The sequence below is a fragment of the Pseudomonas savastanoi genome (assembly GCF_020917325.1).
Taxonomy (GTDB): domain Bacteria; phylum Pseudomonadota; class Gammaproteobacteria; order Pseudomonadales; family Pseudomonadaceae; genus Aquipseudomonas; species Aquipseudomonas amygdali.
Map to the genome: position 1 here is coordinate 1,022,454 of NZ_CP076652.1, position 25,629 is coordinate 1,048,082.

19 protein-coding genes are annotated in these 25,629 nt (G+C 53.7%); 12 read left to right on the top strand and 7 right to left on the bottom strand.

Annotated features, from left to right (window positions below):
- Window positions 1–810: 810 nt before the first annotated feature.
- Entirely contained in the window at window positions 811–1,758 is a 948-nt protein-coding gene (locus KP808_RS26320) for a methyl-accepting chemotaxis protein (protein WP_456107282.1), read from the top strand.
- A gap of 64 nt (window positions 1,759–1,822) precedes the next feature.
- On the opposite strand, the gene KP808_RS04495 is transcribed toward KP808_RS26320, so the two are convergent.
- The 3 genes from KP808_RS04495 to gmd form a co-directional block, all read right to left on the bottom strand.
- The gene (locus KP808_RS04495; RefSeq protein ID WP_122281291.1) at window positions 1,823–2,935 is read right to left on the bottom strand and encodes a glycosyltransferase family 4 protein; all 1,113 of its coding nucleotides are present in this window, start codon (window positions 2,933–2,935) and stop codon (window positions 1,823–1,825) included.
- A 115-nt stretch (window positions 2,936–3,050) separates the two neighbouring features.
- Window positions 3,051–3,947, bottom strand: coding sequence for a GDP-mannose 4,6-dehydratase (locus tag KP808_RS04500; protein WP_122281292.1), 897 nt, complete (start codon window positions 3,945–3,947; stop codon window positions 3,051–3,053).
- Window positions 3,947–4,978, bottom strand: a complete 1,032-nt coding sequence (gene gmd, locus KP808_RS04505; protein WP_122281293.1) for a GDP-mannose 4,6-dehydratase — start codon at window positions 4,976–4,978, stop codon at window positions 3,947–3,949. Before gmd ends, KP808_RS04500 begins: the two co-directional genes overlap by 1 nt.
- Before the next feature lie 532 nt (window positions 4,979–5,510).
- Between gmd and KP808_RS04510 the strand changes: the two genes are divergently transcribed.
- From KP808_RS04510 to KP808_RS04560, 11 genes are all read left to right on the top strand, one after another.
- Entirely contained in the window at window positions 5,511–6,305 is a 795-nt protein-coding gene (locus KP808_RS04510) for an ABC transporter permease (RefSeq protein WP_004663883.1), read from the top strand.
- The gene (locus tag KP808_RS04515; protein ID WP_054071294.1) at window positions 6,302–7,519 is read left to right on the top strand and encodes an ABC transporter ATP-binding protein; all 1,218 of its coding nucleotides are present in this window, start codon (window positions 6,302–6,304) and stop codon (window positions 7,517–7,519) included. The genes KP808_RS04510 and KP808_RS04515 overlap by 4 nt, the downstream gene beginning before the upstream one ends.
- Entirely contained in the window at window positions 7,516–9,072 is a 1,557-nt protein-coding gene (locus tag KP808_RS04520) for a class I SAM-dependent methyltransferase (protein ID WP_230017524.1), read from the top strand. Before KP808_RS04515 ends, KP808_RS04520 begins: the two co-directional genes overlap by 4 nt.
- Window positions 9,072–11,597: a glycosyltransferase family 4 protein gene (locus KP808_RS04525; protein WP_230017525.1), complete on the top strand. Its 2,526-nt coding sequence runs from the start codon at window positions 9,072–9,074 to the stop codon at window positions 11,595–11,597. The genes KP808_RS04520 and KP808_RS04525 overlap by 1 nt, the downstream gene beginning before the upstream one ends.
- Window positions 11,598–11,814: 217 nt before the next feature.
- Window positions 11,815–12,897: a CDP-glucose 4,6-dehydratase gene (gene rfbG, locus KP808_RS04530; protein ID WP_230017526.1), complete on the top strand. Its 1,083-nt coding sequence runs from the start codon at window positions 11,815–11,817 to the stop codon at window positions 12,895–12,897.
- Complete coding sequence (locus KP808_RS04535; RefSeq protein ID WP_230017527.1) at window positions 12,894–13,709, top strand: NAD-dependent epimerase/dehydratase family protein; 816 nt, start codon at window positions 12,894–12,896, stop codon at window positions 13,707–13,709. The genes rfbG and KP808_RS04535 overlap by 4 nt, the downstream gene beginning before the upstream one ends.
- A gap of 26 nt (window positions 13,710–13,735) precedes the next feature.
- On the top strand, window positions 13,736–14,698 hold the full coding sequence (locus KP808_RS04540) for a glycosyltransferase family 2 protein (protein WP_011167814.1): 963 nt from the start codon (window positions 13,736–13,738) through the stop codon (window positions 14,696–14,698).
- 9 nt (window positions 14,699–14,707) lie between these two features.
- Window positions 14,708–15,475 (top strand): glucose-1-phosphate cytidylyltransferase, encoded by a 768-nt coding sequence (rfbF, locus tag KP808_RS04545; RefSeq protein ID WP_011167815.1) that lies wholly within the window; start codon window positions 14,708–14,710, stop codon window positions 15,473–15,475.
- Entirely contained in the window at window positions 15,456–16,490 is a 1,035-nt protein-coding gene (locus KP808_RS04550) for a lysylphosphatidylglycerol synthase transmembrane domain-containing protein (RefSeq protein WP_230017528.1), read from the top strand. The genes rfbF and KP808_RS04550 overlap by 20 nt, the downstream gene beginning before the upstream one ends.
- A gap of 30 nt (window positions 16,491–16,520) precedes the next feature.
- Window positions 16,521–17,822 (top strand): NAD(P)/FAD-dependent oxidoreductase, encoded by a 1,302-nt coding sequence (locus KP808_RS04555; protein ID WP_057401274.1) that lies wholly within the window; start codon window positions 16,521–16,523, stop codon window positions 17,820–17,822.
- Between the two features lie 28 nt (window positions 17,823–17,850).
- Window positions 17,851–19,773 carry a hypothetical protein gene (locus KP808_RS04560; RefSeq protein WP_230018804.1) on the top strand — a complete coding sequence of 641 codons (1,923 nt, stop codon included), beginning with the start codon at window positions 17,851–17,853 and terminating at the stop codon, window positions 19,771–19,773.
- 75 nt (window positions 19,774–19,848) lie between these two features.
- On the opposite strand, the gene KP808_RS04565 is transcribed toward KP808_RS04560, so the two are convergent.
- From KP808_RS04565 to KP808_RS04580, 4 genes are all read right to left on the bottom strand, one after another.
- Window positions 19,849–21,756 carry a hypothetical protein gene (locus tag KP808_RS04565; RefSeq protein WP_326839563.1) on the bottom strand — a complete coding sequence of 636 codons (1,908 nt, stop codon included), beginning with the start codon at window positions 21,754–21,756 and terminating at the stop codon, window positions 19,849–19,851.
- A 242-nt stretch (window positions 21,757–21,998) separates the two neighbouring features.
- Window positions 21,999–22,880: a glucose-1-phosphate thymidylyltransferase RfbA gene (gene rfbA / locus KP808_RS04570; RefSeq protein ID WP_230017530.1), complete on the bottom strand. Its 882-nt coding sequence runs from the start codon at window positions 22,878–22,880 to the stop codon at window positions 21,999–22,001.
- Between the two features lie 8 nt (window positions 22,881–22,888).
- Window positions 22,889–23,794: a dTDP-4-dehydrorhamnose reductase gene (rfbD, locus tag KP808_RS04575; RefSeq protein WP_230017531.1), complete on the bottom strand. Its 906-nt coding sequence runs from the start codon at window positions 23,792–23,794 to the stop codon at window positions 22,889–22,891.
- Window positions 23,795–24,363: 569 nt separating this feature from the next.
- The gene (locus KP808_RS04580; protein ID WP_230017532.1) at window positions 24,364–25,512 is read right to left on the bottom strand and encodes a glycosyltransferase family 4 protein; all 1,149 of its coding nucleotides are present in this window, start codon (window positions 25,510–25,512) and stop codon (window positions 24,364–24,366) included.
- Window positions 25,513–25,629 lie beyond the last annotated feature (117 nt).

Here is a 25,629-nt window from a genome sequence, read left to right on the forward strand (position 1 = left end):
GATGCAGGCATCCCGCGTATCACCAAAGCCCTGGAGGGCGTTGATGCCGCATTGAAGCGGGAAAACGCGCCTGCCGACACGATGAACCGTTTCAAGGCGCTTCAGGCGGCAGTCACCGGTCTGGACACTGCGTCATTGCGTACGGTGGGCTGGTGGCCCGATGGTTACGAGCGCTTCACGACGGTGCTGAACCTGGTTCAGGCGCTGCGCGAGCAAATCGCAATGGACAGCGGGTTGATTCTCGACCCGTGGCTTGAAACCTACATGCTCATGCAGCTTTCCACCCAGCAAGTACCGGATCTGATCGAGCGTATCGGCCGCCTGTCGAGTGTGGGCCAGACGTCGGTGGCGTCGGGTCAGTTCAGCCTGCAGAGCCGCTTGCAGATGCGCGATCTGCGCGGTCGTATCGATGACTCCAAGGATCAGATGCAGAAGGCTGCTAGCCTGCTGTTATCCAAACTCCCCGAGCAGTTGCAGCCTTGGGCCGACAAGTACGCTGCGGTCAAGCAAGTGCTGGAAACCGAACTGAAGGTCATTGATGACGGGGTTTTTGGCGGCAGCATCAAGCTCAAGCCGGAAGAGTTTGAAAAAAGCATCGACACCCTGACCGGCAGTACGGCGGATCTGCGCAGGCAGTCGCTTGATGCGCTCAATGGTCGCCTCGATTACTACCATGAAACCTCCAATATGGAGTTCATCCCGATGGCGGTGATCTTCGGTGTTCTGGTGATCATGGCTATCTATCTGTTCGCCTGCCTGCAATCCTCGATTCGTAACAGCGCCAGCGGCATTACCACGCTGGCTGAATCCATGCGTGACGGCAATCTGTGTGTCGAAGTGGCTGTGCAGGGGCGTGACGAGCTTGCCGCTATCAGCAGGGCGCTCAATGTCGCGGTTGTGCAGCTGCGTACCAGCCTGCTGGGCGTCAATCAGGAGACCGTACGCGTCGGCGATGCAGTGTTGACGCTGAATGCCCAGTCCAGCGGGACGCTGACCGAGGTCGAAGACCAGCAACAGCAGATCAGCCAGATCGCTGCGGCAGCAACCGAGCTGGCCGCTACTTCTCAAGGTGTGGCCAGAAGCTGTGAGCAGGCATCTGAAAGCGCAAGGCATACCCGGCGTATCGCCGAGCAAAGCAGCCAGGACAGCCAGCGCACCACCGACAGCATCCAGCAGCTCAATCAGCGCCTGACCGAAACCGCCGCTGCCCTGGGCCGGGTCAGCGAGCAGGGGCAACAGATTCAATCGGTGGTGGACGCCATTCGCGGTATCGCTGAGCAGACCAACCTGCTGGCGCTCAACGCAGCGATCGAAGCGGCGCGGGCAGGTGAGCAAGGGCGCGGGTTCGCGGTGGTTGCTGATGAAGTGCGCAGCCTGTCGCAACGTACGCAGGCCTCGACCGCTCAGATCGCCGGGACGGTCGACAGCTTGCGCTCCACCGTGACTCAGGCGGTGAACCTGATGGAAGCCGCCTGTGGGCAAGCCGTCAACGATGCGCAGTCGGTAACCGGCCTGGGTGTTCGTCTGGGTGAAATCGCCACGGCAGTGCAGGGCGTTGCCGATACGCTGGCGCAAATATCGACGGCGGTGGAGGAGCAGGCCTCGACCGCCGACGAGGTCAGCAGCAACATCCAGCAGGTCGATCAGGCAGCCGGGCGTTTGCTCGAAGGTGCGCGAGCGGTCAATCAGGCGGCGGATACCCTGAGCCAGGGCAGTCGGGCGTTGAATGACAATACAGCGCGGTTCCGGTTGGGGTGATGCATCGCGCTATCAATGAAAAGCCCCATTGATGGGGCTTTTCATAGAATGGCGCGAGAGGCATTCACTTCAGCAGGTCTTGATAAACCTGCACGGTTGACGCGCACATTCGCTCGGCAGTGAACAGCTGCTGGAACCGTGCAAAAGCGTTTTCCCCGAAACCTGAAGCTTCGTCCGGGGCTTCCCACAGGCGACGCATCGCTTCGCTCAAGGCCAGCGGATTTTCTGGTGGTACTGCCAGGCCGGTTTCTTCGTCAATGTTCACGTAGGTAGTGCCCGTGCCAATCTCGCAGGAGATCATCGGCTTGCCGTACATCGACGCTTCAAGCAGCGAGATACCGAACGCTTCCGAGCGCAAGTGGGAAGGGAAGACCAGCGCGTAACACATCTGTAGCAGGCACGCCTTGTCTTCATCATCCAGTCGGCCGAGAAACAGCACATTGCGTAGCTGCAGCTTCTCGGCCTGCGCTTTGAGCTCTGCCTCCTGAGGCCCGCCACCCAGAATAACCACCGGGTAATCAACGCCCTCCAGAGCACTGAGCAAGGTATGGAGGCCTTTGTAATAACGCAGCACACCGACGAACAGGAAGAACCTGGCGGGCACACGCTGCTGCCATTCTACTCGCTTCTGACTCGGGACCAGCGGATACGCCGACTGATCAAGCCCGTAAGGAACGACCACCGTCTTGTCAGCGAAAGGCTTCAGGGTTTCGCTGGTCCGCAAGTAATTGGGCGAGGCCACCAGAATGCGGTCCATGCGCTTGAGAAACTGGTTCATCAGCGGGCCGTACAGCTTCAGCAATGTGCGCTGCTTGATAATGTCCGAGTGATAACTGAGCACCGTCGGTCTGCCATGACCAGTGGCGAAATGCACAAGATCCATCAATGGCCACGGAAAATGAAAGTGAACCAGATCAGCCTCTGCGGCCATTTCCCTAAATTGACTGAAGACCCTGGCGGAAAAGCCGGTAGACGCCAGATTGAAGTTCTCCTTCACCCGCGTGACCTGATGGTCGCCGACCTGGAGGCGAGCGGGGGAGGGAGACGGACTTAGCGTCAGCACCTGACTTTCCACATCGAAAGCCCGGCAGCCTTGTGCGAGCTGGAAAATGACCTGTTCTATCCCGCCTGTCGTGTCCGGGTAGTAGGTTTTGAAGAAGTGAAGAACCTTGATCATCGTCTGCCTGATTCAGCCATGCGTGCTGAGTCTTTCACCACGGGCTTTAAGGGTGTTTAAAAAGGAAAGGCCTGTCTACCGGGTAGACAGGCCTTATTTTGTAACTGCCAACGATTCAATCGGCACGCAACATCCAGCCAAGGGTTTCGCGAAGCGGCGGGGTCTCCCAGTCGTGGACCAGCGCTCGCAGGCGAGCGTTGTTACCACACAGGGTTTTGACCTCGTTGGCCCGGACAAACGCAGGGTTTACCTGAACGTCTATATCCTGACCAGTGATCTCTCTGCACATGTCGATCACCTCACGTAGCGAGTGCGTCACACCGGAACTGACGTTGATCGTCTGTCCCACCGGGCAGGCTTCCAGCAGGCCACGGTAGGCACTGACAACCGCACGCACATCGCTGAAGTCACGCCACACATCAAGGTTGCCCAGCTCGATAGTGCTGGCCTTGCGTGTGAAGTGCGAAACGATCTTGGGCAGCAGAAAGTTTTCTGCCTGCCCGACGCCGGTGTAATTGAACGGCCTGGCAATGACGATGGGCAGTTTGGCATGCCAAAGGCTGGCCATATATTCCATCGCCAGTTTGCTCACGGCGTAGTCATTGGCCGGCGCAGGCTGAGTTGTTTCATCCAGCATGCCGGATGAAGCATTGCCATAGACATTGGCGCTGCTCGCCAGCAACACGCAGTCAGGCACCTTGCCGCAGGCATCAATGGCCTCAAGCAGGTTGCGGGTGCCTATCAGGTTGACCTGATAGAACGCGTCCGCTGCGCCATGCCCGACGAATGCCAGCGCCGCAAGGTGCACAACGATATCCGGCTGAGTGTCTGCCAGCAGCGTGCGAAGACCGGCCACGTCTGCCAGATCCACTTGATAGTAGCCAGGGCTGTCGGAAGGCTGGCTGCCGACACCCAGGACTTCACAGCCCTGGGCGGCAAGCTCGGCCGCCATGAAGCGGCCCGTGAAGCCGTTGATTCCGGTGATCAGGGCGCGCTTGCCGGCAATACTCATCAGAACGAAAAGCCTTTTTCATTTCGACGCAGATCCGCTTCAACCATCATGCGGCACAGTTCTTCCAGGTTGGTCTTGGGCTCCCAGCCCAGAACGTCCTTGGCTTTCGCAGGGTTACCGATCAGCAGTTCCACCTCGGTAGGGCGGTAGAACTTCGGATTGACCGAAACCAGCACTTTGCCAGTCGCTTCACAAATACCTTTTTCCGACTCGGCTTCGCCTTCCCACTTGATGGTCACGCCAGTGGCCTTGAACGCCATGCTGACGAAGTCACGTACGGTTTCAGTGCGGTTGGTCGCCAGTACAAAGGTATCCGGCTCGTCAGCCTGCAGCATGCGCCACATACCTTCGACGTACTCCTTGGCAAAACCCCAGTCGCGCTTGGCGTCCATGTTGCCGAGTTCGAACGACTCGATCAGGCCCAGTTTGATCTTGGCAACCGAATCGGTGATCTTGCGGGTAACGAACTCACGGCCACGAAGTGGTGACTCGTGGTTGAAGAGGATGCCGCTGGTGGCGAAGATGTCGTACGACTCGCGGTAGTTGATGGTCATCCAGTGAGCGTAGAGCTTGGCGACGCCATACGGACTGCGTGGGTAAAATGGAGTGCTCTCTACTTGCGGGATTTCCTGGACCTTGCCGAACATCTCGGAAGTCGAGGCCTGATAGAAGCGGATCTTCGTGTTGACGATACGGATGGCTTCCAGCAGGTTGACCGCCCCAATGCCGGTGATTTCGGCAGTGGTCAACGGCTGTTCGAACGACACACCCACGAAGCTTTGTGCCGCGAGGTTGTAGACCTCAGTAGCGCCAGTGGTTTGCAGCAAGCGAATGCTGGCAGACAGGTCAGTCAGGTCATACTCGACGAGATGCAGATTAGGGTTGTTCTGAATCCCGAGCTCTTCTATACGCCAGAAATTGACGGAGCTGGTACGGCGGTAGGTGCCGTAAACGGTATAGCCTTTTTCGAGCAGCAGCTCAGCCAGGTAAGCGCCGTCTTGACCAGTAATGCCGGTAATGATTGCTTTCATGCTAGATTTTTTAACTCCATCAAAGATCGGGTGCCCCAGCTTGTTCACGGGGGGCTTGTGCTGTATTCGAGGCGGCTGATGATACAGGTTAGCAAGCGTGTAGACGACTGCCGCACCCGGTTGTCTGGCAGATATTATGCCAATTTGAACACCGCAACCCTCTGGTATCGACCGCCTGCCGTAATTATTAACGTGGCCAAAGGGAATTATCCTGCCCTGACCATTCGTCGCCACTCATAACGGTGTGGATGCGCGGGTGTTCTCCAATTGGCTGATTTCCAGATGGATTTCATCATTTTCGGGCGACGGGGTTCATGAATAATTCGTCTGCAAGGTGCCGATTTATAGACTAAACGGTGACTATTTCAGCGAAGGCGATATAGTGCGCCCCCAGAAACCTTTTTCTGTTTTTTGTGTTTCGTGGTCAGGTAAAACCATCGCCCCGCGCACTGTCGTCGGGACCTTGCATGTCAACTGCACGAAACAGGAACACTCAGGGTAAGCACGACTTCACCCTTTTCAGGAGTCATCAATGTTGGAGCTGTTCAGAAGCCTTTGGGGTTACCGGGGATTCGTCTTTTCATCCATACGTAATGAGTTTTCCGCACGATTCTCCCGTAGCCGCCTTGGCGGACTGTGGATGATCATCAACCCGCTGGCACAGGTTGCGATCTACGCGCTGGTGCTGTCCAACGTATTGGCTGCCAAACTGCCCGGCATCGATAACAAATACGCGTACGCGGTCTACCTGATGGCCGGTATGCTGGCCTGGAGCTATTTTTCGGAAATCATCGGTCGTTGCCTGACGCTGTTCATAGACCAGGGCAACTTGATGAAGAAGATGCGCTTTCCACGCATCACATTGCCGGTGATTGTCGCGGGTTCATGCCTGCTCAATTATGTCCTGCTGTTCGCTGCGATACTGCTGGTCTTTGCTGCACTGGGGCAATGGCCGCACTGGCAGATGCTCTGGCTGATCCCGCTGACTCTGGTGGTGACTGCTTTGGCTGTCGGCCTGGGTCTGATCCTTGGCGTCCTGAACGTATTTGTGCGCGATGTTGGCCAGGTGATCCCGATTCTCTTGCAGGTCTGGTTCTGGTTCACCCCTATCGTGTACCCGCTCAACATCATTCCCGAGCAATTCAAAAGCGTCATGGGCATCAATCCCATGTTCCCGATCGTCAGTGCTTATCACGATGTTCTGGTTTACGCGCGAGCGCCTGATCTGCAAAGCATGGCTGTAACCGCTGCGGTTGCCGTTGGCCTGATGCTGTTGGGGCTGTTCATGTTTCGCCGTGCAGCACCGGAAATGGTGGACGTACTATGAGTCTGTTGACTGTCAAGAACCTGGGCAAGGCCTATCGTGTTTACGCCTCCGAGTTTCAGCGTATTGGTCGCTGGTTCGGAATCAGCACCAAACCCAAGGAAGAACACTGGGTCCTCAAACACGTCAATTTCTCGATTCATGCCGGTGAGGCCATCGGTATTGTCGGGCAAAACGGTGCAGGCAAATCAACACTGCTGAAAATGATTACCGGTACATTGCAGCCAACCGAAGGCAATGTGCAGGTCAATGGCCGTATCGCTGCAATTCTTGAGCTGGGCATGGGCTTTACCCCTGACCTCACCGGTCGTCAGAACGTGTATCACGCTGCGGGCCTGATGGGCTTCAATGCTGACCGTATTGATGAAGTCATAAAGGAAATTGAAGCGTTTGCCGAAATCGGTACCTACTTCGACGAGCCGGTGCGCACCTACTCCAGCGGCATGCAAATGCGTGTGGCGTTTGCTGTAGCCACTGCTATCAGGCCCGAAATCCTGATTGTCGACGAAGCTCTGTCGGTCGGCGACAGCTACTTCCAGCATAAAAGCTTTGATCGCATTCGCGAGTTTCAGCAGCAGGGCACGACGCTGCTCATCGTTTCGCACGACCGCGGCTCGATTCAGGCCTTGTGCAATCGGGCTATCCTGCTTGAAAAAGGCACCGTCATAAAAGACGGCAAGCCTGAAGAAGTCATGGACTTCTACAATGCCCTGATCGCTGAAAAAGAGAACTCCACTGTTCAGACACGAGAGCTGGAAGAGGGGGGGGTGCAAACCCGTTCGGGCAGCGGCGAGGCCACAATAGGTCTTGTCACGTTACATAATGCTGCGGGCGAACGTATTGAATATGTCTCCGTTGGCGAGACTGTTTCCTTGCGTATCAACGCTCAGGTAAATAGCGCAATACCCGAGCTGGTTGTGGGTTATCTGATCAAGGATCGCCTGGGTCAGCCGGTATATGGCACCAATACCCATCACATGGGCTGCAAGGTCAGTGATTTACAGGCGGGTGAGTCGCTGGACTACTCGTTCAGTTTCACCGCTAATCTTGGGCCCGGTTCGTATTCGGTTGCCGTGGCACTGCATACAACCGACAGTCATCTATCACGTAACTATGAATGGGTGGATTTAACGCTCGTGTTCAACGTCGTCAATATTTCACAAAGTGAGTTTGTCGGAATGGCCTGGTTGCCACCTGTCGTGGAGTGCAGCCGATGAGCATTCCGTTCTATCGTGCTTTTGAAGATCGGCACCGTGGCTCACGCGAACTGATCCGCGAGCGTCAGAAAGCTTATTTTCCCTTTATCAAACCACTCCAACAGCTCTATCCGGCTTGCGGAGCTCTTGATCTTGGATGCGGCCGTGGGGAATGGCTGGAGATATTGATTCAGGTTGGCCTGAAACCGTTGGGCGTTGATCTCGACAAAGGTATGCTGGACGCTTGTATCGAGCTGGGGCTACCTGTAGAGCTGGATGACGCGCTGAGTGCGTTAAGAAAATTACCAGACGAAAGCCAGGCGCTCGTGTCAGGCTTTCATATTGCCGAACATATCCCTTTCGATGATTTGAAGGTGCTGGTCGCCGAAGCGCTGCGTGTGCTGAAACCCGCTGGATTGCTGATTCTGGAAACGCCTAATGCAGAAAATGTGGTAGTGGGCACCCAGAATTTTTATCTTGACCCTACCCATGAACGCCCTATCCCGCACTTGCTACTGGATTTTCTAATCGAATTTTCAGGGTTCGGTCGATCAACACTTATGCGTTTGCATGAGCCTGCGGCATTGGCAGGCGGCGGGTCGGTTGGCTTAATGGATGTCTTGGGCGGTGCCAGCCCGGATTATGCGATAGTCGCTCAAAAAGCAGCGGCAGATGATCATCTCGAAAAATTTGATGCCGCTTTTGCTACCGACTATGGCCTGGCACTGGACACGCTTGCCAAGCGTTATGATGAGCAGGTGCTTAATGAGCTGAATAAGCTCGAGCAGCTAGAGCAGCACAGCCAGCAGCTGGAAATTGTTATTCATGAGCTTGGGGGGCGCAGCGATAACAATTACGCACAAATGACTATTCAGCTAGCTCAAATGACGACTCAACTAAGTGAAGTGAGTCTGCGCGCTGATCTGGCCGAGTCGCGTTTTCACACCGTGCAATTGCTGCAGGAAAACACGCTCGGCAATCTGAAGGGGGCCGAAACCCGTCTTGATGAAGCATTTTCAGTCATCGAGCAACTCCAGATCCGGCTTGAGCATTTGACGCAGCACACATTGACCCAAGGGCAGGTCGAGCAAGCACAGGCCCAGGCACATGCGCAGGCGCACCTGGACGATATTAATGCTCAACTCAACGCATCGTTGGGCAATGCGCACCATTGGTGGCTTCGCGCTACGGCTTACGAGCAACAACTGACAGCGATACACCGCAGCACGTCCTGGCGCATCACTGCTCCATTGCGCTTCGCCGCCCGTGTTATCTATTGGCCATTCCGTACCAGTCGGTCGACCTTCAGCCAGGTACTACGTCGCAGTGTGCCCCACGCCCGCCTATGGCTTGCGCGCAGACCCCTTATCGAACGCCCGGTTCTGGCGATCCTGAAATGCAACCCATGGCTGCATTCCAAGCTGAGCAACATGCACCAGGCCACTCTGAACCCTGCGCCTGAAACAGTTGCCAGTGATCTACAGCACGGCGTGATTGATCACGCACCACTGACCCAGCGAGGCCGCACGATCGAGAATGCCCTCAGGGAAGCCATCATGAAGGGCCAGAAATAATGCGTATCGTAATTGACATGCAGGGCGCACAAACCGAAAGCCGATTCCGCGGCATTGGCCGTTACAGTCTTTCTCTGGCGTTGGGGATAGTGCGTAACCGTGGGGACCACGAAGTTTATCTGGTGCTCAACGGCATGCTGGACGAGAGTATCGAAAATATTCGAGCCGCCTTCGCAGGACTGCTTCCTCAAAGCCATATCCGGGTGTGGTATGCCCAAGGACCAGTGGGTAGCCACGATCCAGCCAACAATGCCAGAAGAGAAGTGGCGCAGCAGATTCGTCAAGCCTGTATCAGTGACCTTGAGCCTGACGTAGTGCATGTGACCAGCGCCGTTGAGGGTTATGGCGATGATGCGGTCATCGGCAGCCCGCTGCTGGACAACAGAGCGCTGGTTAGTTCGACACTGTATGACCTGATCCCCTTGGTCAGCCCCAAGCAATATCTGGATGGCAACCCCGCTTACAAAAAGCACTACCTGAACAAGGTGGAAGACTTCAAACACTACGGTCTGCTGCTGTCCATTTCCGAGTTCGCTCGAGAAGAAGCATTGTCGCTGTTGCCGTTGGACAAAGCCCGTGTCGTAAATGTCTCTACGGCCGCCGACGATATTTTCCGTCCGGTCGTAATGAGTATCGACGAGCGTATTGCGCTTGAGAAAAAGTTCGGCTTGCGAGAAAAGTTCGTGCTGTATTCGGGCGGCGCTGATGATCGCAAGAACCTACCTCAATTGATCAGGGCTTTTGCCGAAGTCAAAGCGGAGCAGGACGATATTCAACTGGTTTTTGCCGGCAAGATGCCCGAGTTTCATGTCAATGCTTACCTGGCGCTCGCCCAGGAGCTTGGCCTGAGCCGAACCGACCTAGTGCTTACTGGCTATATCACGGATGCAGAGCTGGTTGCGTTGTACAGCTCCTGCCAGCTGTACGTGTTTGCTTCGTGGCATGAAGGCTTCGGCCTTCCGCCGCTTGAGGCGATGAAGTGCGGCGCTCCAGTAATAGGTGCCAATACGTCCAGCGTGCCGGAAGTCATCGGTTGGGAAGACGCAACATTCGATCCGTTCGACGTCAGTGCGATTGCCGACAAAATACGTGTCGTACTGACAGATGATTCGTTTCGCACCGCTTTGGCCAAGCACGGTTTGCAGCGCGCGGAGCAGTTCTCATGGGACCGCACCGGCATTGCTTCCGTTAAAGCATTTGAACAGTCTCTGGCGACGTTCAAACGTCCAGTGGATAGAGTTTCTTCAGAGAAAGACAGTGCATTGGCTCTGGTCGACGCATTGGCTGCAACAGGACATCTGAACTCCGGTGAGCTGGACATACCGCGTCTTGCCAAAGCCATTGATTTTTCATTGCAGGGCCCGGCTGATAAACCAACGTTGTTTGTTGATATCTCCGAACTGTGCAAGCACGACGGCAAAAGCGGTATCCAGCGAGTTGTACGCAGTATCCTGGCTGAGTGGTTGAATTGCCCGCCAGAAGGCTACGTCATCAAACCTGTCTACACCAAGGCCGGTGAACCGTTCTACCGCTATGCGGCTCAGTTCACGACATTGTTTCTGGGTAAAGAGGCCAGCGAAGCAGAAGAAGACGAAACGATCAGCTACCGGGCAGGTGATGCGTACCTGTGCCTGGATTTGCTGATGGACGTGCTGCCTCACAAGCAGACTTATCTGGATACGATGCGCGCTCACGGCGTAAACATCTTCTTCGTCGTCTACGATCTGCTGATTCTTCAACTGCCACACTGTTTTGTGGACAGTCTGCAAGCGCATTATGTCAAATGGATTCACGCAGTCGCCCAGTACGACGGCGCGATGTGTATTTCCCACGCCGTCGCAGACGAGTTGCGCGAATGGCTGGAGCACAATGCGCCCCCGCGTACTCGTCCATTTCGCATCGGCGCCTTTCATCTTGGTGCAGACATTGATCAGTCGATGCCTTCCACAGGTTTCCCGGAAAATCCGGCGCTTCGCATTGAATCGCTTGAGCCGTCCCCGCATTTCCTGATGGTAGGCACACTGGAGCCGCGCAAAGGGCATGCGCAGACTCTGGATGCGTTTGAGCTTCTCTGGGCCGCAGGTATCAAGGCAAACCTTATCATCGTTGGCAAGCATGGCTGGCTGGTAGATGATCTGGCGGCAAGGTTGATGAGTCATGAACAGCTGGGTAAGCAACTGCTTTGGCTGGACGGTGTAAGTGATGAGTATCTTGAGCATCTCTACAACCATACCGACTGCCTTATCGCCGCTTCATATGGTGAAGGCTTTGGTTTGCCGCTGATCGAAGCCGCGCAATACAAGCTACCGATTATTGCAAGAGATTTGCCTGTGTTCCGCGAGGTGGCAGGTGAGTTTGCCTGGTACTTCACCGGCGCGAGTGCTCAGGATGTCGCTGACAGTCTGACGGAGTGGCTGAGCCTGTACGAGCAGCAGCAACATCCGCAATCTGGAGAAATGCCTTGGCTCACATGGAAAGGCAGTGCGCAGCAGCTTATCGGTGAAATGGAAAAGTATGCGCTCTAAAGCGTCAGCCAACAAAACATAAGGTGCTCAGGCTTTTGCGTATGATGGTCGGTCGCGAGCCTGACAGATGGAGAAGGTCAATTGTTTCGCTGTCCGGCCCTTTATCTCCACAAAGCTACAAGAGCCATGTATTCTTGTTGGCTTATTTTATTGCTGATGCCTCTGATCACCGCGTATCAGAGGCAAGTTATTCGCACAACACCGATGGCGTAGGAAAATGACAGCAAAACTCAAGTTTGAAGACAGCCTTGCCGGAAAAAAGGTTTTAGTCACCGGTCATACCGGGTTCACCGGGGGATGGGCATGTCTTTGGCTGAAGTCTATCGGTGCTCATGTTGCAGGCTATTCGCTCGCGCCTGAGACCAAACCTTCTCTTTTTGAAGAGATAGGTCTTGAAGACGATGTCACCAGCGTATTGGGTGATATTTGTGATTTTGACAAGCTGCTGCAGGCTGTCGAAGCCTTCCAGCCGGATTTGATCTTGCATCTCGCCGCTCAACCCCTCGTTCGCAAGTCTTACCGCGAGCCCGTGCAGACGTTCATGGTCAACGCTCAAGGGACTGCGCACGTTCTTGAAGCGGCTCGGCTGGTAAAAAGTGTTCGCGGCGTGCTCTGTGTCACAACAGACAAAGTCTATAAAAACAACGAATGGGCATGGCCGTACCGCGAAAACGACCCACTGGGCGGCAAAGATCCTTACAGTGCATCCAAAGCCGCTGCGGAAATGATTATCCAGAGCTATGGCGCTTCCTACCCCTTCTCTCAAGGGCTCGGTCCTGCCATCGCTACCGCACGGGGCGGCAATATAATCGGCGGCGGGGATTGGTCTGAAGACCGTCTTATTCCTGACTTCGTTCGTGCTGTGAACGAAGGGCAGGTCATGACCCTTCGTTACCCTGATGCCACAAGGCCCTGGCAGCATGTTCTGGCACTCGTGCACGGTTATCTCGTCATTCTTGCAGGGCTGCTATCTGAAAACCCGGGCCGTGTTGCTAAAGCCTGGAACCTCGGGCCTCAGGAGCTCAAGCAGTATTCGGTCAGAGATGTGCTCGAACTGATGAGTGCTGACTGGCAGCGTCCGAATCTCGAGTTCATGGACAACCCATTGCCTGAGGCAGGCGCATTGGCGCTGGACAGTTCAATCGCGAGAAATCAACTGAACTGGATTCCGGTGTGGAACACGGAAGAAGTTGTGGAGAAAACGGCCTCCTGGTACCGGGATTTCTACGCCCGTCCTGGCAGTGCCCGGGCAATCACACTCGCTCAAATCGATGGGTGGCGAGCGGGCATTCAGGAATGAATTTCATCATAGGCAGCCGCGGTCGACTCGGGCAGGCAATCGCTGAGCAATATCCTGCGAATGAAGTAACCTGTATTGATCGAGCTGTCTATGAACGATGGGCTGAGCCTGATTCAATACCGGCTATTACCACCTATTTTTCGAAATGTGCGAAGGTTGGTTCTGTGGTGTACATCTGTTCCGGTTTGCTTGACCCTCGGCTACCGGCTCAGCAGTTGCACGACGTAAACTTCAGGCTGCCACACAACATAATTACCGCTGTCGCTTCCGCAGGCGTCAGGGTTGTCACGTTCGGAACTGCAATGGAACGAACGCTGACCTCCAATCCATATGTACAAAGCAAACTGTTGTTGAGTCAGTTTGTGGAAAGCGTTGGGGGTGGCGACCTTAGGCCCGCTCATATCCGGATTCATACACTTTACGGTTTGGCCGAGCCAAGCCCTTTCATGTTTCTCGGACAGATATTGAGTGCTCTGCGTGCAGGCACACCTTTTGAGATGACCCAAGGTCGGCAACTGCGTGAGTATCATCATGTGATGGACGATGCTGTGGCCATCAAGTCGTTGGTGGATAATCATGTCGAGGGCATCATTGAGTTAAGCCATGGCATGCCTGTCAGCCTTGGTGACCTCGCCAAGGCGATTTTCAAGGCATTTGACAAAACTCATCTACTTCGCCTCGGTGCGTTACCTGAGCCGACTCAAGAGAATTTTGGCCACGTCTTTGAGCGCCCTGAAGTTCTAGAGGGCCTCGTGTTTCGCGACAGCACAGAGTCGGTAGTTGATTATATGAAAAAACAGATAACCGCTTGAGTGCAAAATTCGTCATGGAAAATTTAATGTCAGGCAAGCGCCCCTTGGTATCAATCTCGATCCCGGTGCTCAATGAGTCGGGAAATATTGAAGCCCTTTACAGTCGGCTGGACGCGCTTGCGACCAGGATGAAAGACCGGTGTGATCTGGAGTTTGTATTTTCAGATAATCACTCCGATGACAACACGTGGATGATGCTGGCAGAGCTGGCTGCGAAAGATCCAAGGGTCAAGGCCATTCGTTTCTCTCGAAACTACGGTTTTCAGCGTTCTATTCTCGCCAATTATATGCACACCAAGGGCGATGCGGTGATGCAGATTGACGCCGACCTTCAAGACCCACCGGAAATGCTCGAAGAGTTTTTTGCTCGCTGGCAGGAAGGCCATGAGGTGGTTTACGGGGTCCGTCGCAAGAGGCCGGAAGGTTGGTTATTAAACAACTTTCGTCGCCTTGGGTATTGGGCAATCGATAAAGTGAGCGAGCACCCAATCCCGCGTGACGTCGGTGATTTTCGTCTGATTGACAGAAAAGTCGTTAATGTGTTGCTCAAGACCAAGACCGCCAACCCTTATCTCAGAGGGATGATCGCGGGTATTGGCTTCAATCAGACGGGCATCCCTTACGATCGTGATGCGCGTATTGCAGGTGTCAGCAAATTCAATATCAGCCGGCTGCTTCAGTTGGGTCTGACGGCGGTTTTCAACCACTCGACAGTGCCGCTTCGTATGGCTTCTTTCTTGGGATTGATAATTCTGGCTGTCAGTGTCTTGGGCGCTCTTTATTATGTGTTGTTGCGCCTGTTTCATCCGGAACTGCCGCCTGGGCTGGCCAGTATCCATATTCTGGTTCTCTTCGGCATCGGCCTGAATTCTTTTCTGTTGGGCATCATCGGTGAATACCTGTTGCGTATTTACCTCGTGTTGCGTGCAGACCCCGTTGCTGTCATTCAGCAAAGTCTTAACTTTGAAACTTCCGATCTCAAGTTATAAGGAGAAAACATGAAAGCTGTAATTTTGGCCGGTGGCTTGGGAACTCGCATCGCGGAAGAGTCGGACACCAAACCGAAACCAATGGTAGAGATAGGCGGCAAGCCCCTGCTTTGGCACATCATGCGCTCATACGCTAATCACGGTATCAAGGATTTTGTCATCTGCCTGGGCTACAAAGGCTATGTGATCAAGGAGTTTTTCTCCAACTATTACAATCACATGTCCGACATGACGATTGATCTTGCAACCGGGGATCAAAAGATTCTGAACAGCCAGGCCGAAGACTGGCGGATTACGTTAGTCGATACCGGAGCTGAAACCATGACCGGCGGCCGCCTCAAGCGCGTGGCTCCGTATCTGAACAATGAAACCTTTTGCCTCACGTATGGCGATGGCCTTTCAGACATTGATATCAGTGCAGAAGTTGCGTTTCACCGTCAGCATGGAAAACTGGCGACGGTGGCTGCCGTGCAGCCTCCTGGGCGTTTCGGCGTGCTCAACATAGATGCCGAGAACAATGTCTCCAGCTTTTCTGAAAAGCCTGCCGATGAAATTGGCTGGATCAATGGCGGATTCTTCGTCCTCGAGCCAGAGGTCATCAAGTATATCGACGGCGACAGCATCTCCTGGGAGCGCGAGCCGCTGACTAATCTTGCAAAAGACGGCAACCTCTGCGCCTTTCAGCATCATGGCTTCTGGCAGCCCTGTGACACCTTGCGCGACAAGCGCGAACTGGAAGCGTTGTGGGCGACCAACAATGCCCCTTGGCGGATTTGAGATAAACATGACACAGAAGTCGCAGACCAAAGAGAGGCGCTGGATAAAACATGTGATTGGCGGGGGCATCACGCTCATTTGCCTTATCGCAATTTTTCGTCTGGTGAAGTTCTCGGAGGTTATGGAAGCACTTGAGCATTTCCAATGGCGCTACCTGATACTGGGAATTTTGTCGTTGGGCTTCGGCTATGCCGTGCGTATCTTTCGATGGTCTGTCATGCTTTCTGCGACAGGGACCCACGTAGGATTCAAGAACTGTGCGGCACCTTTTCTGGGCGCTATCGCGCTCAATAATGTGCTGCCGTTGCGGTTGGGCGACGTCGTGCGCGCTTTGGTATTTCCTTATGCAATGGGCGTCACCAAGACTGCAGCGACTACAAGTCTGGTTGTGGAAAGGCTTATCGATCTGGTCACTCTGTTGGCCTGCCTGGCGCTCGGCGTGCTTGCCATACAAACGATAGAGGTGCCCCCGGCACTGCGACAGACTGCTGTCATTCTTGCCTTATTGGGCGGTATGGCTCTTACGGTCGGATTTTTCTTTTCCGGCAGCTTCGCGCGTCTGTTTCATTCATTGGCAGGCGAACAGTCAGGCTCTGTCAAGCCCTCCAGGCTGCAGCAGATTTTTCACGCCGTCGGGGGACTTTTCGCGAGCTTCGATGTGATGTCGCGGCCTCGCATACTTGGCACGATGCTTGGTTTGTCAGTGCTTGTATGGGTTGGTGAGGCGGGCTTGTTTTATTTTGCACTGATGGGCCTGGGGTTGGACGCGAGTCCTCTTATGGCCTTGCTGGTAATGGCAATCGCAACGCTTTCTACCCTGGCACCGTCGTCACCCGGCTATGTAGGTCCGTTTCATCTCGCGGCGTTCACTGCCGTCACGCTTATTGGTGGTTCTGCTGCTCAAGCAGGCAGCTACGCGATAATTGTACATCTGGCCCTCTGGCTACCAACAACGATTGTTGGGGCATTGGCGATATGGTCGCGCCCTGCGTTATTCAAAGCAGCGCGGACATAATCATGAAAAATTCTACCTTGGTAAATGTAAATGAATAACTATGATGTGGTGATAGTGGGAGGCGGTTTCACAGGTCTCACAGCTGCTTACGTGCTGTCGAAGCAGGGCAAGCGAGTAAAGGTTATTGAAGCTGATTCCACGCCAGGCGGATTGGCCGGGATTTTTGAATTCAACGATGGCGTTCGCGTAGAAAAGTTTTACCACCACTGGTTCAATAACGACGTCTTTGTACCGGAACTGGTCAAGGAATTGGGGCTGGAAGGCGATGTTATTCTGCTCCCAACGCGAACCGGCATGTACTTCAATGGAAGAATGTGGAAGCTTTCCACTCCCTTGGATTTGCTTCGCTTCAAGGCGCTCTCCCTTATAGACCGCATACGTCTCGGGCTTCTTGTTTTTCAGGTCCGCCGTATCAAGGACTGGAAGACAATCGAGCACCTGAGTATCCGCGAGTGGCTGGAAGGCATGTGCGGCAAGTCTGTTTACAAGGTGGTCTGGGAGCCGCTGATCAACTCCAAGTTCTCCGTTTATGCAGAGGCTGTCAACGCTGTCTGGATGTGGAAGAAGCTGGTATTGCGCGGCAGCACGCGCAACGATAAAGGCGGCGAAGAGCTTGCTTACTTCAAAGGCGGTTTCGGCCGACTTGCAGAGGCGCTCGTATCGGCCATTCGTGCCAATGGCAGCGAGGTCGTCTTCAACTCCAAAGTCACCGGTTTGGTCACCGCAGGCAAACAGCTCACTGCCGTCACTACCGACGATGGTGAAGTGGCGGGCAACAAGTTTTTGTTCACGCCTTCGTTCCCATTGATTGCGGACATGTTTCAGAACTCCGCAGACGATGCGTGGCTGGCAAAATTGCGCAGGGTCAAGTACCTGGGCAACATGTGCCTGGTGCTGCGCCTCAAGCACAGCCTGTCGGATACCTACTGGCTCAACGTCAATGATCCGGGCTTCCCGTTTGTGGGTGTTATCGAACACACCAACTTTGACACGCCGGAAAATTACAAGGGCACTCACATTGCCTATCTTTCTCGCTACCTGGCCACTGAAGACCCAGTGTGGGCCTACAGTGACGATGAGTACCTTGATTTCGCCCTCTCGCATTTGAAGCGGATGTTCCCTCACTTCGAAAAAGACTGGGTCGTCGATTTCAAGGTCTGGCGTTCCGAGTATGCTCAGCCGGTAACCGAGCGTAATTACTCTCAGTACGTACCTGATGCATCCACGCCATTCGATAATGCGTTGATTTCGACGATGGCTCAGATTTATCCAGAGGATCGGGGAACGAACTACGCCATTCGCGAAGGTCGTTTGATCGCCCAAAAGCTGTAATCTGAAAGGGATCGTCTGAGTGAATCAAATGCAGTTATTACCGTCGCGATTTTTCTGCTATACGCTGCTTCTGGTGACAGGGTGGTTGTTGGTGTCAAATATTGATGTGCTGAGGAGTCAGTCTGTCGATTTGGCACATCACTATGCGCTGGCCTATCGTATAGCTGAAAATTTTAATCTGGTGAACTCAAACGATCCCACGTTAGGAGAGATGAATTATTACCCCAGGCTCAGCCACATAGTGGCTGCGATAGTCGGCTGGCCACTGCACTCGACATTCCTGGGGCTGCAGGTAGTCTCTTTGCTGTCGCTTGCTGCCATATGGGGTGCCTTTATCTATATGCTTAACACGCTTCCCAGGCGTGTTGCGCGGGCTTCCACGTTAACGCTTGTTTTGCTGCTGGTAGTCAATAGGTACGTATTCCATTTCGACGTACACGGCGGGGAGATAGTAGGCAACTACTTCTACTCCCAACTGGTAGGTCAGGCCGTCGCTATTCTAAGCATGGCTGTCGCTGTTTTTCTTGAGGTACGCAGAGGCAGAGGCACAGCGTATGTCTTTTTGATCGGTGTTATCGCACTCAATACAGGCGTTCACCTGCTGCCGACTCTGGAACTGCTTGGCCTCTTGGGCGGGCTGGTTCTGTTTAATGCGTATTCGGACTTTCTTGAAAGGAAACTCAGTGTTCCTGCTGCAGTGGCCAGTCTTCTGATTCCCATTGTGGCCTTGGCCGGAGTTGTTTTAAATCCTGCCTTCTCTTCAATGAGAAAGATTTCAGAAAATGACGGAACATTAAGCTTTTTAAATATTACTTATCCGACAGGTATCGCAACGTTGTGCGTGTTGGGGGTTATTCTTTCCGTCGTGCTGTTAATGCTTCACGTCAAGAATAAACCGATGCTGGGCTACCCGGCTGTAAAATATCTCGCTATCTATGGCGGGGCTGTATCGTGCTTATGCTTGTTGCAAATGGTAGTCGTAAAGTACGGAATGGGCTCGGACTATGCTGTAAAAAAATATGTGTATGGGATCGTTGCCCACGTCTTTGTTTCGCTTTCAATTCTGTTGGGTTCTGTATTTTGTCGCAAGGCGTCGGATGATTCGGATACGTCGAATAATTACTCGTTGTTTTATGCTCTGTTTGTCGCCGTCAGCTTTTATGTTGTTTTTAACGCATCGATACCGACCCTTGAATCTTACGATCTCTCGGAACTGGTGCGGTTAGAGAAAAAACTGGATGCGATAGCGCTACAGTTGCCTGCTACCGAGGCCGGAGAAAATGATGTCGTTATTGGGCTAGAAGGCAGATCGCGAGTTTTTGACTATCTCTTTTCCATCTCTATTTTCAAAACACAGAGAGAGCTGGCGCTATCAGACGTGCTCATCGCTCACTCATTGCAGGACTACGCCAAGTACAGTCGAGTCATTACAAGCGCGGGTGTCAAAAGCTATGACACGAAAGAGTGCCGGATTTTCTCGGGTGCCGGTGTATCAGTGTCCAGTGCGCAGTGTTTGTCGGAGCGGGCCAACGAGTCGAGCTATTGCCGCGGGCGTGTCGACTTCTCAACAGCCGGATTGGTTGACCAGCGTCGGTTAAAAGGTTTTGGTTCGGCAGAAAATATCGGAGCTTGGATCGTAGGAAGAAGCGCCGAATTTAATTGTATTCTTGATGCCCAACCCCCAAGTGTGATGGTCGTAGACTGGATTCCATTTGTGAACAGCAAGCATCCAAAGCAAGCTGTGAAGGTTCTCATTAACGGCGTGGAACAATACAGTTCGGTGTTGACCGAGTCGGCGGTCACTGCTACAGAAATTAAACTACCGCCTTTGAACGGTGATAAGTTGGTTATCACCTTTTCGACGCCGGATTCGGTTTCTCCTCAGCAATTAGGTATGAGTGAAGATAAACGCTCCCTCAGTGTCCTTGTAAAAGCAGTGACCTTCAAATGAGGCCGTGTGCTGGCTGATACGAGATCCCATACCGCCCGACATGCATTTGTCGGGCGGTGTGTTTTTTTCAGTCACTCACTGGGGCTGTAAATACTCTAGTTGCAGGCTTTTCAACTGAACATATCCTTTCCCGGTAGACCAACCACCCAGCCCAAACGATAGCCTGAATGGTTGCCCATCCGATGTGAAGTACGCTGTGACAGGTGTGTTTGTAGCCGTAGAATCGTTTATCGCATAAATCATGCTCTTGCCGTGAAACGAAAGATGCCCTGCATTGTTGTCGGGTTTTTCAGAAGTGGCTGACCAATTCAACGTCGCTTTTATCCTGTACGATCCTGCTGGTAACGTCAGTTCCTGGGATAGAAAACCAGCATCGGTAAACGCTTCGGACGACACGCGCAAAATCCCCTTGTCGAAAAGCGCTGTGCCGTATGGTTCGAACGCTAACGCATCAAGATTGATAACAACGGCCCCTTCAATTTTACCGATCTTCTCAAAGTCTTCGACGTCTACAACAATGCGCTCATTCTTCTGAGTAAAACTTATGATGCACTGGGTAGGCTCTGTTGGGACACGCCACCCAAATATAATTGACCAGAATGAAGGCGTTATACTAAAGGCCTGACCACTCCGGTAAACAGCAGATACTGCACCCAGCACAGGTTCCCAAATGGGTTGATTCATATTAAGGGTCGGAGTGCCCGTACAGCTATGTATTGCTTTTTCTACGTCGGTATATAAGCGTGCTATTTTCTCGTCGGGTGTTTTGGCTATGACAGTCGCGTTATTTATCTGCGTATAATGCATTGCTATAAAAAACACGCTTGCCAGACTGCCTGCGATAGTCAGTGTGGTAACTGTGTGGGTGTTCGAACTTTTCTGGTTTGTAAGTAAGAGTGCTTGCAGTGCAATAAATACACTGATCATCGGAATGAATGTAATGCTGTGATGCAGTATGGGGCCCGCGACTTTCGATAATGCATACAGATAGGTTGTCAATTGAATCAGAACCAGGCATCCCAGTATCAGCGCAGGTTTATTATTGTTTTTCCACGCTACAAGGGTGCAGAAAATTGAGGCCATAATGGTCAGTAACCCCAAATACAGCGGTAATCCCCCCGGTTTTGCGTCCCCATAACTCAATGCACTCCCTTGGATGGGTTCTCCCATCAATACTGCAAGCGCATGAGCTGCATCGAAGAGTGAGTGGTCTGAGCTTGGTCTTGAGGTGAAGAATTGAAAAATTTTCGAGAGATTATGGAGTTCATGGAGTGGCGGCAGCCAGGTGATTGCGAATAAACAGGCGGCGGCTATCCACAGTAGTATTTCTTTTCGTTCCGGTCTCTTATATAAAAGCGAACCCGCTAATGTGCTTAATCCCAGTACGACTGCGGGCATCCAGAATGCAACGTGCATTTGTGTAACACCGCTCAGCGTTAAGGCGAGCAGAGGGATGAAGTAACTGTGTTTTTGTATGATGGCAATGGACATGCACAGGGCAAATATCCAAGGGAATATGGTTGAGTAGGGTAGAAGAACATCCAGGAAAACTCTTGCCCCCAAAGCAACGGACGAATAGATGATCAACGTCGTCAAAAACAGGGCCGCCGTGTTTCTCTCGCTGATCTTGGCAACTGTCCATGTGGATGCCGCAATAAACCCGATATTGTAGAGGAAGGTCCCCACTATCAGTCCCCCTTCCTTTTCACCAAAAAGCGAATACCAAGGGGCCAGCATGTAATAATTGAAAGGGCCTGGATGTGCCCAGCCAAAACGCGATGAAATACCAATCTCTTGGTCAAACTGTAACGTGTGATACATGTCTATTAAAAAGATGGCATAATCGCTTTTCCAATATAAAAGCTGATTGGGCCCAGACAGTAATGACGTCAACATTGCCACTGCCGTTGCCGTGAATATAAAAATAGTCACGTAGGTGGCATATGTCGAGATATTGAACCTCGGCTCCTGATGGACGCTCATTTTTTCAGGTGTCTCCATGAAGTACGGTCATGTTCAGCTTGGTCGCTCCCCGCCCTCTAAACAGTAAATGCCTTGGCGGGTGCTGTATTGCTTTAAACTAAGGCCCGCAGTGACCGTTGACTGTTGACGTTTGAAAGCCGCTCATGCGGAAAACTGCGTCTATTGCCGTTTTTTCTTTTGTTGCAGGCCATTTTAAGGGCCTGCAGTAATAGTCACGGGATAAAGCCCGGTAGGCGGGGGGCTCAAAATATCCGCTCTTTGAGTACATTCCTCAAATACTGACCGTAGCCATTCTTGATCAACGGTTGTGCGAGCTTTTCAAGCTGCGCGCCGTCAATCCAGCCTGCGCGGTAGCAGATCTCCTCAGGACAGGCGACTTTCAGGCCCTGGCGTTTTTCCAGGGTGGCGATGTACTGACCAGCTTCCAGCAGGCTGTCATGCGTGCCGGTGTCCAGCCAGGCATAGCCGCGGCCCATGATCTCGACGTGCAGCTGCTTCTGCTCCAGATACAGCATGTTGAGATCGGTAATCTCCAGCTCGCCGCGTGGAGAAGGCTTCAACTGACGAGTCAGATCCACTACCTGGTTGTCGTAGAAATACAGGCCGGTGACGGCATAGTTCGACTTGGCAACCTTGGGCTTCTCTTCCAGCGACAGTACTCGACCGCTTTCGTCGAATTCGGCTACGCCATAACGCTCGGGGTCCTGTACGTGATAAGCGAACACCGAGGCACCCGACTCACGGTTGCTGGCGTTGAGCAGCAGCGACTGGAAGTCATGGCCGTAGAAAATGTTGTCGCCCAATACCAATGCCGACGCATCGTTGCCGATGAAGTCCGCACCGATGGTGAACGCCTGAGCCAGGCCGTCCGGGCTTGGCTGCACGGCATAGGACAGGTTCAGGCCCCACTGGCTGCCATCGCCCAGCAACTGGGTAAAGCGCGGCGTGTCCTGTGGTGTCGAGATGATCAGAATATCTCGGATCCCGGCCAGCAACAGCGTGCAGAGCGGGTAGTAGATCATCGGCTTGTCGTACACCGGCAACAACTGCTTGGAGACAGAGAGCGTGGCCGGGTGCAAACGGGTACCCGAGCCACCAGCCAGAATGATTCCTTTACGAGCCATGAGAGTCCTTAGCGCTGAATTTCATCCAGCATGCGTTGTGCGCCTTGTTGCCAGGGCGGCATCTTCAGTTGAAAAGTGGTTTCGAGTTTACCTAAAGCCAGCCGCGAATTGTGCGGACGCGGCGCGGGCAGTGGATACGCTTCTGTAGGAATCGCGCCGATCTTGTCGGGCGAGACCTTAAGCTGCACCCCGTTACGCTCGGCATGTTCCAGAACGAACCGGGCAAAGCCATGCCATGACGTTTCACCGGCTGCAGCCAGATGATAAACGCCGCCCAGCTCCGCCGAGTTCTGATCACCCAATACCCGGTGCAGCATGTGCGCTGTCACGTCGGCTATAAGCTCGGCACCGGTCGGCGCACCGTATTGATCCGCCACCACGTTCAGGGAGTCGCGCTCGCTCGCCAGGCGCAGCATGGTCTTGGCAAAATTGTTGCCTTTCGCCGCGTACACCCAACTGGTGCGCAGAACCAGCGCCTTGGCACCACTGGCCTGAATGGCCTGCTCTCCCATCAGCTTGCTGCGGCCATAGACCGACAGTGGGCCGGTCGGTGCGTTTTCCTGCCATTGGCTATCGCCGCTGCCATCAAACACGTAGTCGGTAGAATAGTGAATCAGCCAGGCACCCAGTGCTGCGGCTTCCCGAGCCAGCACGCCGGGTGCGTCGCCGTTGATCAGCACGGCCAGATCCTGTTCGCTCTCGGCCTTGTCCACAGCGGTATATGCCGCTGCGTTGACGATAATATGTGGGGTCAGTATTCGAACGGTGGCAGCCAGGCCTTGCAGATTGGTAAGGTCTCCGCACAAGCCATCAGTGCCTTGACGATCCAGCGCGATCACATCACCCAATGGGGCCAGAGCACGCTGCAGTTCCCAGCCAACCTGCCCGTTTTTTCCCAACAGCAAAATTTTCATGTGTCGGCGGCCTCACACTGTTGCACGATCTGGTCAAGATAACATTCAGCCATGACTCCACTCACCTTGTTCCTGATTGGCCTGATACCACTGTACTGTTTTGCGAATGCCTGTATCGAGGGTTTCTACTGTTTCCACACCGACCGCAATAGAACAAGGATGCATTACCAGCATAGCGGCGATAATTGCCCTCGCTACCCGACAAATGAATTATCAGATAGGTAGAAAGCTTGAGTAACGCCGAGTCGATGGCATTTTTGATGAGCTGGAGAGACGCCAGTTTGTGAGATGCCTCGCTCCAGGATCGTGGTCCCGCAACGTGGAGTCATTGAAAGGTTGGATCGTTAGCTGGATTGCCAGAACATTCAGGGCGGCGCCCGTCGACCGTTCAATAAATTGACTTACGGTCGTTGAAAGCAGTCCCGCGTTCATCGTGATTATAGGCAAGCTGGTCCTGATTAAGTCATCGTCAATGCCATCGATGACCTAGAGACAATTCAGCAGCCGAGCCAATTGCTGGGTTTCCGTTGAAAAGAGACTTTCATCCCCACTCGGCCCTCGCCCTGGGACTAACGTCGATTAGCCAAGACCATACGGTAAATATCCAACGTTTTTTGCGCACATGCATCCCAACTGAACTGGCGCGCACGCTCCAGCCCGCGCTGCACCTTGCGTTCACGTTCTTCATGCTGTTCCAGTACGTCGCGCATCGCGGCACTGATGCTGTCGGCGTTGTGCGGATCAACAGCCCAGGCGGCATCGCCTGTCACTTCCGGCAGCGAAGAGTTATTGGATGCGATCAGTGGACACTGTGCGGCGAACGCTTCGATAGCCGGCAGACCAAACCCTTCATACAGAGAAGCAAACACCAGCGCCCCGGCACTTTGCAGCAGTGACAGCACTTCTTTCTGCGGCAGATAACTCAGCCAGCGGCCTTCGCCCCTTTGCTGCAAGGCCTCAAGCTGCGGCAGCAGTTCCTCGTTGCTCCAGCCGTCACGACCGACAATCACCAGCGGATGCTCCTTGCGCACCTGCGCGGGCAGTTGCTGGAAGGCTTCAAGCACGCGTTGCAGGTTCTTGCGGGGTTGCAGGGTGCCCACCACGAGAAAGAAGCCGGGTCTGAGGCCGTGCGTAGCCAGCACTCTGTCGCGCTCGGCAGTGTCGATGCGCTCGAAATACACAGGGTCTACGCCCAGTGGCGTGACACTGATGCGCTCTGGCGCAATACCCAGGTGACGAACCATGTCCTGCTTGCTGTATTCGGAGATGGTGATGATGTGCTCGGCGCGCTCGATGCTGGTGGTGAACAGCCAGCTTTTCAGGCGCTTGAGGTCCTGCTTGATCCATTCCGGATACAACACCGGAATCACATCCATGATTGTGGCGACGACAGGCACGCCCTTGATCAGCGGGATCTGGTGGTCAGTGGCATGGAAGAGCTGCACGTCTCTGGCAATGTTCGCCGAGTTGCTCAATGGCAGCTTGAGTACGCCGCTGAGCACTGCATGGATACGGTAATCCCTGGCCAGCTGTTCCGGTTTGCCACAGGCCATGACTTGCAGGTCATGGCCAAAGGCATATGGCTTCACATGCATGTCTTCAGTCTGACCAAGCCTGTCCAGACCCTGCCACAGGGCTCTGGAATAGATGCCGATGCCGTCCAGATGTCCGGCGCGCTCGCCGTTTGCCCAGACCGTGCAGCTCAAGCCTATATCCATGTTCTGTCGTTCTCGATGTCGATCAATTGCATCACTTCTCAATGGCGTACTCAGGCAGCAAATTTGCGCTTGCGTGCGGTGGATATACAAAGGCAGGTACGGAATCGGGCGCGAAGA

Bases quoted from the DNA above. Each gene is read 5' to 3' on its own strand.
- KP808_RS26320 (WP_456107282.1), top strand. From the start codon at position 811: ATGCGTGACGGCAATCTGTGTGTCGAAGTGGCTGTGCAGGGGCGTGAC.
- KP808_RS04495 (WP_122281291.1), bottom strand. From the start codon at position 2,935: ATGATCAAGGTTCTTCACTTCTTCAAAACCTACTACCCGGACACGACA.
- KP808_RS04500 (WP_122281292.1), bottom strand. From the start codon at position 3,947: ATGAGTATTGCCGGCAAGCGCGCCCTGATCACCGGAATCAACGGCTTC.
- gmd (WP_122281293.1), bottom strand. From the start codon at position 4,978: ATGAAAGCAATCATTACCGGCATTACTGGTCAAGACGGCGCTTACCTG.
- KP808_RS04510 (WP_004663883.1), top strand. From the start codon at position 5,511: ATGTTGGAGCTGTTCAGAAGCCTTTGGGGTTACCGGGGATTCGTCTTT.
- KP808_RS04515 (WP_054071294.1), top strand. From the start codon at position 6,302: ATGAGTCTGTTGACTGTCAAGAACCTGGGCAAGGCCTATCGTGTTTAC.
- KP808_RS04520 (WP_230017524.1), top strand. From the start codon at position 7,516: ATGAGCATTCCGTTCTATCGTGCTTTTGAAGATCGGCACCGTGGCTCA.
- KP808_RS04525 (WP_230017525.1), top strand. From the start codon at position 9,072: ATGCGTATCGTAATTGACATGCAGGGCGCACAAACCGAAAGCCGATTC.
- rfbG (WP_230017526.1), top strand. From the start codon at position 11,815: ATGACAGCAAAACTCAAGTTTGAAGACAGCCTTGCCGGAAAAAAGGTT.
- KP808_RS04535 (WP_230017527.1), top strand. From the start codon at position 12,894: ATGAATTTCATCATAGGCAGCCGCGGTCGACTCGGGCAGGCAATCGCT.
- KP808_RS04540 (WP_011167814.1), top strand. From the start codon at position 13,736: ATGTCAGGCAAGCGCCCCTTGGTATCAATCTCGATCCCGGTGCTCAAT.
- rfbF (WP_011167815.1), top strand. From the start codon at position 14,708: ATGAAAGCTGTAATTTTGGCCGGTGGCTTGGGAACTCGCATCGCGGAA.
- KP808_RS04550 (WP_230017528.1), top strand. From the start codon at position 15,456: ATGCCCCTTGGCGGATTTGAGATAAACATGACACAGAAGTCGCAGACC.
- KP808_RS04555 (WP_057401274.1), top strand. From the start codon at position 16,521: ATGAATAACTATGATGTGGTGATAGTGGGAGGCGGTTTCACAGGTCTC.
- KP808_RS04560 (WP_230018804.1), top strand. From the start codon at position 17,851: ATGCAGTTATTACCGTCGCGATTTTTCTGCTATACGCTGCTTCTGGTG.
- KP808_RS04565 (WP_326839563.1), bottom strand. From the start codon at position 21,756: ATGAGCGTCCATCAGGAGCCGAGGTTCAATATCTCGACATATGCCACC.
- rfbA (WP_230017530.1), bottom strand. From the start codon at position 22,880: ATGGCTCGTAAAGGAATCATTCTGGCTGGTGGCTCGGGTACCCGTTTG.
- rfbD (WP_230017531.1), bottom strand. From the start codon at position 23,794: ATGAAAATTTTGCTGTTGGGAAAAAACGGGCAGGTTGGCTGGGAACTG.
- KP808_RS04580 (WP_230017532.1), bottom strand. From the start codon at position 25,512: ATGGATATAGGCTTGAGCTGCACGGTCTGGGCAAACGGCGAGCGCGCC.